This is a genomic window from Paenibacillus sp. DP01 (genome assembly GCF_044784315.1).
In the GTDB taxonomy this organism is placed as follows: domain Bacteria; phylum Bacillota; class Bacilli; order Paenibacillales; family Paenibacillaceae; genus Paenibacillus; species Paenibacillus polymyxa.
On the sequence record NZ_CP173059.1, the window covers coordinates 5573233 to 5584388 of the forward strand.

An 11156-nucleotide genomic window follows, 5' to 3' on the forward strand; every position below is an offset into this window, starting at 1 on the left:
TCATTCTTCACTGCGCCCATTCAACCACTTGAACCAGTGGAGCAAATGACTGAATCGGTATTCATGCTGGGAAGCATACGTCCATACCTCCGGCTCTTCACCAGGTTCCTTCCAGACGAGCATGGAAAAGTGACCTTCTTTCTCGCTTGCGACCGACAGCAGCGAAAGACGATCATCCCCGAATCGGTAAGGGGCCGATTCCACCCAGTAATTTCGCATATCGCTGATCCAGCTGCGAAAATGCTGTGTACCTGCGATCCGGAGCACTTCATCAGGAAGGAGCAGATGCTCATGGATGTCCTTCCAATCCCCTGCATATTGGTACCGCATTGCCAACATTGGACTGAGCGGTCTCACTTTCCCTAGAGCCAACGTAGGCATACAGGTGACGGGAACGACCGGGCCAATACGCTGGATAGCATAAGCACGGGCTTCCTCCTTACTCATTCCATAGGACATAGCCTCCACGAGGAAATCGTTCCGTCTTACACCAAACTGATGCTGGTAGTGTGACATTTCATCCCGTAGCTCTAGTACCATACCTTGTAACGTATCTGTTCCGATCATTCCCAAACACCTCTCATTCCAAAATATAGGCGTGCAATTCCTGTTGCGCTCGATACTTAGCCCAATTGAATTCGGGCCAACTCGATTCTTCTCTCGTCATGCTCATCAAGCGGGCTTGTAAAAACTCATCCAGCGCTCCGTGTTCCTTACGGCTAAAATCAATCAGTAGTGGAATCGCGTCCGCTGATAGCTCACTCAAATATTCCTTGTCTATCACCGATGTTGTACGATACCGTTCGAGATTATTTTCAGCTATCCGTACATCAATACCCACATAATTCACGACGACATAGGCGATTAGAGCGAGTACAATATAATATTTCGCCAGCGGAAGCTGGCGGACATGAATACGCACGGCCGCAACGAGCAGCAGCAAGCCCAGAAAAATCATAAATGCGTGTACCAGATAACGGATATACGTATATCCGTATGCTTCTTCGTACATAACCAGCCGGGTATATCCCGAGTACAGCATCACACCCGAACAACCGACGAGTATGTACAGCAGGCCGCTGTTCAATGTTTGCACTATACCTGAGCCGAATTCAGTCCATTTCAATACACTGATCATCAGCACAAAATTGATACCTGTTACCATAACCAGCTCCCCGAATCCTCTTCTCGCATATTCAGCATACGAGGTTCCTTCTGGCAAAGCACCTTCCCATGCACCAAACAGATATCCGAACTGCAGCACGACGAACACAACATACACCAGGTTCATGACAATCAGCACTGTAGCGGTAATGACAGGATCAAACTTGATTGCGACCGGCTCGTGGTAAGGTACTGCTGCTGCTGACTGAGCCTCTCTTTCCGTATTCCGCGGAGCAGGCTGTACGAATCCCCACAAGTAACAGAAAAAACAGAAGGTAAAAAAGCAGGCCCAGATCAGCCGCGGCAAACCACTCCCAAAGGTCAATGTGCCAATCCATGCGGGTATGCCAGATAACAACTCTTCGAACACCCCATCTGCGGAAGCCAGCAGAGATATAATAATGAGTAGCAACGGCAAGGCAATAAGTAGACCGATTATCACTTTACCCAATACACGCTTACGCTCATCCTTTACATTCCGAAAGGCTGCCGTCTTAAACATTCGAAACGGAGTCACGATATGGCGGAAATTTTGATAAAACCAATGGCTTAGCGCCTGACCGATAATACCGATTTCTGACCAGCTATGCCTTTTTTCCCCGAACAGCAACACCATATGTACGCTAATCAGAGCAGATATAGCCAGGGCATTTAACACATAAAAGATCGGGTTATCGAACAGCACATATGTCAGTGCCAGCATCATAATGACCACAAACAGCAGACGTCCTATCCATGTAATGGGCTGGCAACGATCTCGATTAAAGGAATACATATACACGTAAAATACAATAACGAAAATAGGCATAGACACGCCCAGCCCATGTTCGAAGAACAGATATTGATGGACCAGCGCCAACACAATGGCGCCGGCAAAGGCAGACAACAACGACGCTTTCGGCAAAGACGATCCATTCACCTTGTCATGCATGGTAAATACCTCCACAACTATGCTTTATAACCCTTATTGTAGATGATAAAATAAGAAGATAAAGAGAAATTAATCAAAATAAAATTTCCTATTTTATAAAAGCAGTTGCGCTTTTACTCAAGCATAGGGGAAACGGAGCATTCCTGAATGAAACTTCACGCCCAATTTTTACGGCTTCACTCCCACGCAGCTGACGACAGGGACGAGAACCATACCATAGAGACTACGCTGGATGAGCTGGCGGCTATTTTTGACTGCACCCACCGCAATGCCTTGATGATCATTCAGAAAATGGAACAGCACGATTGGATACAATGGACTCCTCGCCGAGGCAGAGGCCGCCGCTCCAGTCTGCGCTTCCTTATTCAGCCGGAAGACATTGCTGTGCAATCCATGATGCAAGCCATAGACCGCCATGATATCAAACGCGCACTGGATGAAATCCGAGTTCATTCACGCTCCTCCACCATGCAGGAACATTTGCAGGGCTGGCTGCTGAATTATTTCGGGCATCACGCGGAGGTGCGCAGTGATCAGCAGCAGATCGACACGCTGCGTCTGCCCATTCGCCAGCAGCTCTATACGCTGGACCCGTTGTACTTGAACTGGCTCGCCGAGTCCTTCGTATCCAGCCATGTCTTTGACGGGCTGGCCCGCCGGGCGAACGAGAGCGGTGAGATTTTGCCGGGACTGGCGCACGCTTGGGAGGTGGACACTTCTCGTACGCAGTGGACCTTTTTCCTGCGTAAAGAAGTGCTGTTTCATAACGGCAAAATACTGACCGCGGAAGACGTCGTCTATACCTTTGAGCGACTGAGTCGGGCGCCGGGAAGGAGACTTTACCATTTTATCGTCCGGCAAATTCAGCACGTTCAAGCGTTGAGTCCGACGATGGTACGCTTTGTACTAAAGGAGCCGAACGAGCTATTTTTATCCTTCCTGTGTACCAGCCGGGCTGCCATTGTACCGCGTGAGCTTAATCAGGTGGGTGAAGCCGCCTTTGGCATTCGTCCTATCGGTACGGGGGCTTTCAAGGTCACGGAAATGAACGAAAGCTTGTGCTTACTTGAGGCTTTTGCGCCTTATTTTCAGGGTCGTGCTCATCTAGATCGGGTGGAAATCGTTCAACTCCCGTGGGCGACTAAGCTGGAATCGCCGGATATGGAAGATACCGCTTCTTCTTTTCACATTATCCATAATCCTATACTGGCAAGAGACACGGATACCGCATGGAGCCAGATTCACTCGGCGGCTTCGGTACGCAAATTTATCACATGTAACACACACAAGGATGGACCGCTGCGCAACCCGGAAATACGTGCTCGGATTGTAGCATGTCTGGATCATCGCCCCCTTCCTTCAGCAGTGGATTCATCTAACGCTAATGATTCATGCGAACCACTGGCGGCGTTACAAATTGCCACCATTCCCGAGTATAGAGCGGATGCAGAACGGGTCGCAGCTCAGCTCGAATCCTGTGGATATACGTGTAACATTGTGGCCGCATCCATGAATGAATTCAAAAGTTCATCTATTCGTATGGAGTCAGACTTAATCATCTTTTCTCTGTTTCGTGACCGTGATGAGCAATTGCGTCTGTTTGATCTGTATCTCAATGTATCCGGGCATGTGGAGCCGCATAGCCGTGTAGATATCGAAAGACTGCTGCGCGAAATTGCACGGGAAGCCGATCATACCGTTAGAGCACAGCAATTTGAACATATCGAAACTCGGCTCATGGATGAGCACCAGCTGCATATTTTATATGAAAAGCCCGTTCAGACGGCCTATCTTCCTACTGTTCGCGGCGTATCCTTTAACAGCCAAGGTTGGGTGGATCTTCGTCATGTCTGGTTTCCGCCTGCCCAACCTCCAACTCCTCACACTTGACGGCAAGGACGCTCCTTCAACCTTCAAATGCACTTGCAAATAAAAAAGGTATCCTCTTCATAAGAGAATACCTTTTTTAATGTTATCTAGACCCTCTAAGCCGATGGTTCAGGAGATGACAATGCCCATCCCCCCAGCCCATGACTGTGGACATCGCTAGGGTCTTCTATAGGAGGGGTGACGGGTGGAAAATTCAATAGGATAAAAACATTAAATGCGAGCAGAGAAAAAACGATCTTTTTTATCATAGATGTACTCTACCTCTCCAAGTAAGTTTTTATATTCCTCTTTGTCCTCAGAAGTGGCAGTATGCCGATACTTTTCAAATAGTCCTACACACTTGATGGTGACAGGATTACCATTCAGCACGACAGAATAGGAAAGGCTCTCAAGCAGGAATTTCATACCTTTGGAATAACGATGTTTGTTGAGATCGTAACAAGCCATCTCTGCCAAAAATCGTGCATAGAGATCTGCTGACATTTGCTCGGTATAGGTGCCTACCTTGGCATGCTGATCTGCAAATGCCTCAATTTGTTTTTCAAAGTGCTGCAGTACATGATCTACATTAAAATCATAACGGTTGGCCGCTACCATTATCTTATGTAACCCCACCAGAATTTCGCCCTCATTTTTTTCCAAATAATTCACATACTGTGGAATCACATCCAGGCTACCGGACATCAACTGATACAAATACCTGTTGGCCTCAGCCCAGTTGCTACAAAGGGCCTTCAAATGCCGAGCTTCCTCCGTATCCTCTTGCACCCAGCTCAAATCAGAGTATAGGGATACATATTCCAGTGCCTTCTGATAATCCCCGCGCTCATCCCAGACCCCGGCACGGAGTACGTAAGAGTATACAATATACATAAACAAAGGGCCCTTAGGTTCCTTGCCACGCTCTGATTTTCTGGTATTTCCGTATTTTTGCTCGTATTGTACTTTGGCTTTTTGAGCCATTTTTTCAGCAAACCATTCTACTTTATCCCAACGCCGCAAGGAGGCATACGTATTAGCCAAATCTCTTAAGGCATCGAGTTGGTCTGCCTCACCCAATCGCTCTACAAAGCTTTCAAAATGTGTGGCTGCCCATAAATTTTCATCCTGATCATCGCCAACGGTAATCGTAAATAAACGGTATTGGCAGAGCGCCAGCCGCTCCGAATGTTGATACTTCTCACTTTCCGCGACATTTTTATAAATAATGGCCGCAGCCTCCAACCTACCTTCGCTGAATAATTCTTCCGCTGTCTCAAACAAAGCCGGGGCGTATATGAGATAGTCCATGATAAACTCCACGACTTGCTTAATACAATCGAGTTTGTTCAGCTCTGCACAGCGATGCAAAAAGGGCCGAACCCGTCGCCAATTCGGTGCCGTATTCCGTATAAATTCATCAATGTATAGCTCATAGAGGCTTCCTTCTTCAAGCCCCATACCTGCAGCAATCCGATCCAGCAGCAGCATCGCAATTGGCCGGTTACCGTTGATAATGGCACTGATTGTTCCTGCATTAATACCTGTGTTCTCCCCAAACTTACTAATCGTAATTCCTTCTCGTCTGATGTACTGCTCCAGCTCTGCGCGAATAGTGGTTGTTTCCTTCAAATCAGGCACCCCCAGGGATAACTTGCATGATTTCAATACAAAAAAAGAAAATTCCCGTGAATATTCCCTTAATTATACAAAAGAAAGCCCACTTAGCCAACTGCATAAGTACATTTATATCAAAAAATTCAATAATTCTCCGAATTGCCGTATACTACAGGAGGCGAGCTGAACAGCTACAACCAATCGGTCGCAGGAAAGGATACGACAAATGGACAACACCCCAACTATAGAACAACAAATTGCACAATGGATGGTCGCGCAAATCCGTGAAGTGGGCACTCTGAAACAAGAAGATGCCATTGCATATGTACGCTCTGAATACGGAGAGCAGTATGTGTTTATAAGCGAGCATGGTCATGTATCTTTGGAAAAAGAAATCAAAAAGGCATTTCGCAAGCTACATGGTGGCCGAATCGCCTGGGATCGTGATGCATTCCTCTGGGCCTGGACTTAACAAGCAAAAGCATCTGCTATAGGCAGATGTTTTTTTGATGATTTAACCGTATATCCTCTGGAGTCGGCTAATTTCCTCCTTCACAAACTGTCGGAGTATTGCAGGCTCCACGATTTCAACACGGCCGATCCAATCCATCGCATCGCGGCAGGCCGCTTCATAGCTATACATGTTGACGGTTAGAATGAAGTGATTGCCTTCCTGTACAGACTGGATGATTTCCATCCTTTTCGCTAGTATTCCAGCTTGCTTCTTAGTCGCTCGGACCAGAACAGGATAGTATTCTTTCTCTCTACAAAGCTGCTTAAAAGCGCTTTCTTTACTTGTCCAATAATATTCCAGTGAAAAATCCTCAGGAACCTTAAAGACTTCAACAGACGGCTGAACCTCCATAATTCGCTCACACTTAAAAGTCCGAATCTCCTGCCCGACTTCACAAAAGGCAATCAGATACCAATCTCCTTTTTTCACCACAAGTCCATAGGGATGTACATGGCGAGAAGTGCAAGAGCCGTCAGCTTTCTCATATTGGATCATTACTTTATAGGACCCCCATACTGCCGCTCTCACGGCTTCCAGGCAAGGAATCGCTATACGTTCCGTCCACCACGGTGTATCATCAAAATAAAACCGAGCTTTGGCTTTTTGAATATCGGATTGATAGGGGGCCGGCATCGTCTGTTCCAGTTTGAGCAAAGTATTCTTTAACTTCAAACCCGATTCCGTGGACCCGCCCGTATAAATGCCCATCCCCGTTAAATACAACTGAATGACATCCCCGCCATTCAACTGCTTCAGGTTTGCCGTATAACCCTCCATTAAATAAATTCCGCCCTTCGGACCGGATGCGGTAACAATCGGAACTCCGGCTTCAGCCAGAAGGTCGATATCCCTGTAAATGGAGCGTACAGAGGTTTCCAGTGCCAACGCCAATTCCCTGGCCTTCATTCTCCCTCTAGATTCGATACATAATAAAATCGCGATTAAACGATGCAGTCTCACAATCATACCTCCACAATAGATGGTTAACCCGAAATGAAAAGATGATGCAAAGATTGTTGACACCCTGTTGGCAGCAATAGGTGTGTATCATAGAAGTAAAGGGGTGTAATGGATGATGAATATTGGAATTTTGGGGACGGGATTCGGCGCGTATCATGCCTCGCTGTTAAACAACCATCCCAATGTAAACAGACTCATTGTATTTGGAAGGAACGAAACCAAGCTGCAAAAATTGAAAGAGGAGCTAAACGTAGAAGTCACACAAAATATAGAGGATATTCTGCTGGATCCGGACGTGGATATCGTCGATCTATGCCTGCCCTCCCACCTGCATAGGTCACATGCCATTGATGCGCTAAAGCACGGGAAGCATGTATTTTGTGAAACACCGGTTTGCTTTCATCTCGAAGACGCTCTTCTTATGCAACAAGCTGAGAAGCAATATGGCAAAAAAATTCTGGTCAACCAGTTCATTAAGTTTGATCCTGCCTATACCTATCTGTACGAGGCTTATCGCCAACAAAAATACGGAAAACTCATTTCCTTGTCCTTGAAAAGAGAAACCCCTCCCCTGTGGGGAGACCTTGGACTAAGTTCCCTCCCTACGCAGTTCATGCTTCATGAACTGGATTTATTCACCTGGCTATGGGGTCCATGTGATCCATATACAGTGTGGGGTACAGAGGTAGTCCATCCCGAACAGGCACAAGTTCGGGCTTATTTTCAGCATCGGGATACATTCACAGAAGTCATCGCTTCTTCCCATATGCCGAAAAGCTATCCTTTCACGGTGGCCTATGAAGCTTATTTTGAAAAAGCCAAGCTGGTATTTCATGAGAGTGACGAAAACGATCCCATACCCACCGCATTATTTGAGTATACCGCATCAGAACAGCAAAAAATCAACCTCGAATCCGCCAATCCATACGAAAAAAGTTGGGATCATGCACTTGATTGCTTTGGCGGACATGCGGAATGTCTGATTCCATTGGAGTCGGCCGTACAAGCACTGGAAATGGCCATTGAGATTAAAAACAGACTGGAGCAAGCTCGGCGTTAGCCGGTAGTTAGCCCGTACCTTCGGAAATCAGCTTCCTATCAGGAAGCTGTATCCGCAGGCAGGGACACTTCGTCCGCATAGTTCGTTGCCATAATCTTGGCTACCTCAGCCGGGTCAGTCGTCTGGCCCAACGCCCACATCATTTTCGTTACCAGCGCTTCTGTTGTCATGTCATACCCCGGAATAACGCCCTTTTCCAGCACCTTCTGCCCTACCTCATAAATCGTCAGGTCCCCGCCCTCATAAGGACATTGAGTAGTAACAACAATACTCATACCGTCCTTCATCAGATCCTCAATTTTACTGATGAGGCTCCTTTCTTTAAAAGGCACGCCGCCCATGCCAAAGCCCTCAATGACGATACCTTTATAGCCCAAGCTCTGAATAGCATCAAAGATCGCCGGGTTTGTACCCGGAATCAGCCTGAGCAGAAATACTTCAGAAGCATACCTGTCATTGTATGGGTGACGAACGGTATTACGATTTGCAAATACGCCCTCCGTATAGACCACCTTGCCGTTCTCCACGAGACCTATGTACGGATAGTTAATACTCTCAAAAGCATTATAGCTGCGTGTTCTGATCTTCGAGCTGCGGCTGCCGTTGATGATCTTGCCATTAAACACGACAAAAACCCCTGCTACCTCGCCACATGCGGTCAGGAATGAGTCAATTACATTTTTTTTGGAATCGCTGTGCTCCGCCAATATGGATACTTGCGACCCTGTCACAACGACGGGTTTGTCCACAGTCCCCAACATAAAGCTCAGGGCTGAAGCCGTATAAGCCATCGTATCCGTGCCATGGGCAATAACAATACCGTCGTATTGATCGAGCGAACGATGTACCATCCGGGCGATGGAAGCCCAATCCTCTGGTTGTGTATTGGTGCTATCAATGCTCATCAGATTGTAGGCATCAATCTCGCAAATTTCCTGGAGCTCTGGAATTTCAGCCAAAATATTTTCAGCCGATTGAGTTGGAGTCAGGCCGTTTTCCTGATAGGAGGAAGAAATTGTTCCTCCGGTATTAATGAACAGAACCTTTTTCATTTGCCAATGTTCCTTCCCGATTACAACTTCACTTTATTGTTCTTAGAATTTATCATGAATAAGGGTGATTAGCTACTTTGCTAAAGAAAAGAAATAATGAAGGATGGTGCATTCATGAATCTGGAGCAGCTAGCAACCGTCATCCCGTTGCTGGAGCATATCGAATACGGCAACACCTCTCAGACCCTGCATCCTGGCTCCGACAGCCATCTCCTGATTGTTGCGCTGCACGGACATGTCACTCTCTCAGCTAAAGACCAAGAGCCGGTTATTTTCACGCAGGGCTTTGCCTTTCATAATCAATATGGCACTTGCAGCATTCAGGTCCCCAAAACCCGGGAAGCCGAATATATCGTGCTTACGTATCGTGTGCTGCGAAGCGAATCCACGGATTGGACGCTGCATGGTCCGTTGCGTACCTTGAGTGAATACAAAATCAAATATATGCTGGACGAGCTGCTACGAACAACAGCCCCAAGCATTCAGGATGAAGCTGGCGTGGAAAAGGCGGCCCGGCAATTTCGAAAAAGACTGCTTCTGGAGCGCTTGCTATTCATTTATATCTATGAGACGCATATGTTGCAGGACAACCACAACTCATCGGTATCTATTGAACAATCCCTGTCTTATATCCATGAGCATTATATGCTCAAGCTGACCTTGCCGCTTCTGGCTGATCGGGCGGGCATGAGTGAAGGACATTACACGGTGTTGTTCAAAAAAGCCACTGGCATGACCATGACCCAGTATTTACGTCATCTCCGTATCCAAAAAGCGAAGCAAATGTTCCAGCAGACCCGACTTCCAGCCAAGGAAGTCGCCCAACGGGTCGGATTTACGGATTATTTTCATTTTAGTCGTATTTTCAAAAAAGAAGTCGGCTGCTCCCCCACCCAGTTTCAAAGAATCTAATAATATAACATGTGACGTCTACAAATCAGACATGGTATAAAAGAGAGGTTACCGCTAAAATTCAAATGAGAATAATTATTATTATCAGGGGGAAACAGGATGCATCATTGGTTTACACGTATATTGGGCCTCGCCTTCACCTTACTGCTCGCTATTAGCTTGGCAGCTTGTAGTTCATCCTCCACGAATCAGACTGCGGCAAACGACAATTCGACGGGTTCCCAACCAGCGAACAGCTCATCTGACGGAGACCGTATCACCGTTCAGGACGCACTCGGAACTGTCACTTTACCAGGCAAGCCTGCACGTATTATTTCAATGGATTTCAGCTTTACGGACATGCTGGTGACTCTGGGTGTGCAGCCTATCGGAATTGCTGATGACGGTACGCCTGAACTGTTCATGGATTCCGTGAAAAGCAAGCTGAAGGACTACACTTCCGTAGGCTCCCGTTATGAACCCAATATTGAACTGATCAGCTCATTGCAGCCTGATCTGATTATTGTGGATATTAATAAGCACAAAAATGCTTTGACTCAATTGAAAGGCATTGCCCCAGTGCTGGCACTGGACGATTTTCAGGCAGACTATGAGCATATGCTAAAAAACTACACGATCCTCGCTACGGCCGTAGGTAAAAGTGAAGAGGCCCAAAAACGTCTGAAAGAACATCAGGTCAAAATGGATGCAGCCAAAAAGAAGCTGAAGAGCACCTCTCTGACCGTACTGCCTGCTGTCGTCAATCCTAAAGGCTTCTTCGCCCATTCGGACCATGCATATACTGGCTCCATTGTAAAGCTGTTAGGCTTTACCGATCCGGTGCACAGCGACAAGGCATATCCCGAGCTGACACTGGAGCAGTTGGTTGAAGCCAACCCACAGGTACTGTTCCTGATGCCGACAGACCCTGCAACGATCGTGAACCAGTGGGAAGGCAATCCCTTGTGGCAAAAAATAGACGCAGTTAAAAACAACCGTGTATTTACGGTAGAACGACGTAATTGGTCCTTGTCCCGCGGGATGCTGGGAAGTGAAAAAATAGCCGAGGACATCGTAAACAGCCTGGGAGAGAAGTAA

At 46.9% G+C, this 11156-nt stretch carries 10 protein-coding genes; 5 read left to right on the forward strand and 5 right to left on the reverse strand.

Features of this window, described 5'->3' with window-relative positions:
- Complete coding sequence (locus ACH59B_RS24565; protein WP_019688980.1) at nucleotides 1-567, reverse strand: hypothetical protein; 567 nt, start codon at nucleotides 565-567, stop codon at nucleotides 1-3.
- Nucleotides 568-580: 13 nt separating this feature from the next.
- Nucleotides 581-2095 carry a DUF4153 domain-containing protein gene (locus ACH59B_RS24570; protein ID WP_090889061.1) on the reverse strand — a complete coding sequence of 505 codons (1515 nt, stop codon included), beginning with the start codon at nucleotides 2093-2095 and terminating at the stop codon, nucleotides 581-583.
- Between the two features lie 147 nt (nucleotides 2096-2242).
- Between ACH59B_RS24570 and ACH59B_RS24575 the strand changes: the two genes are divergently transcribed.
- On the forward strand, nucleotides 2243-3985 hold the full coding sequence (locus ACH59B_RS24575) for an ABC transporter substrate-binding protein (protein WP_126666334.1): 1743 nt from the start codon (nucleotides 2243-2245) through the stop codon (nucleotides 3983-3985).
- A gap of 210 nt (nucleotides 3986-4195) precedes the next feature.
- Here the strand turns inward: ACH59B_RS24575 and ACH59B_RS24580 are convergent, their stop codons facing one another.
- Complete coding sequence (locus ACH59B_RS24580; protein ID WP_016822621.1) at nucleotides 4196-5596, reverse strand: helix-turn-helix transcriptional regulator; 1401 nt, start codon at nucleotides 5594-5596, stop codon at nucleotides 4196-4198.
- Between the two features lie 211 nt (nucleotides 5597-5807).
- Between ACH59B_RS24580 and ACH59B_RS24585 the strand changes: the two genes are divergently transcribed.
- Entirely contained in the window at nucleotides 5808-6053 is a 246-nt protein-coding gene (locus tag ACH59B_RS24585) for a DUF6953 family protein (protein WP_013373729.1), read from the forward strand.
- A 42-nt stretch (nucleotides 6054-6095) separates the two neighbouring features.
- Here ACH59B_RS24585 and ACH59B_RS24590 read toward each other — a convergent pair whose 3' ends face one another.
- Nucleotides 6096-7055, reverse strand: a complete 960-nt coding sequence (locus ACH59B_RS24590; protein WP_029514460.1) for a YafY family protein — start codon at nucleotides 7053-7055, stop codon at nucleotides 6096-6098.
- Nucleotides 7056-7167: 112 nt separating this feature from the next.
- Here ACH59B_RS24590 and ACH59B_RS24595 point away from each other — a divergent pair, with 112 nt between their 5' ends.
- Nucleotides 7168-8115, forward strand: a complete 948-nt coding sequence (locus ACH59B_RS24595) for a Gfo/Idh/MocA family protein (protein ID WP_404302922.1) — start codon at nucleotides 7168-7170, stop codon at nucleotides 8113-8115.
- Between the two features lie 38 nt (nucleotides 8116-8153).
- Here the strand turns inward: ACH59B_RS24595 and ACH59B_RS24600 are convergent, their stop codons facing one another.
- A complete protein-coding gene (locus ACH59B_RS24600; RefSeq protein ID WP_404302924.1) occupies nucleotides 8154-9167 on the reverse strand; it encodes an asparaginase in 1014 nt (337 codons plus the stop codon).
- A 114-nt stretch (nucleotides 9168-9281) separates the two neighbouring features.
- Between ACH59B_RS24600 and ACH59B_RS24605 the strand changes: the two genes are divergently transcribed.
- Together ACH59B_RS24605 and ACH59B_RS24610 are read left to right on the forward strand one after the other, a co-directional pair.
- Nucleotides 9282-10079 (forward strand): helix-turn-helix domain-containing protein, encoded by a 798-nt coding sequence (locus ACH59B_RS24605; protein WP_404302926.1) that lies wholly within the window; start codon nucleotides 9282-9284, stop codon nucleotides 10077-10079.
- 99 nt (nucleotides 10080-10178) lie between these two features.
- Nucleotides 10179-11156: an ABC transporter substrate-binding protein gene (locus ACH59B_RS24610; protein ID WP_404302928.1), complete on the forward strand. Its 978-nt coding sequence runs from the start codon at nucleotides 10179-10181 to the stop codon at nucleotides 11154-11156.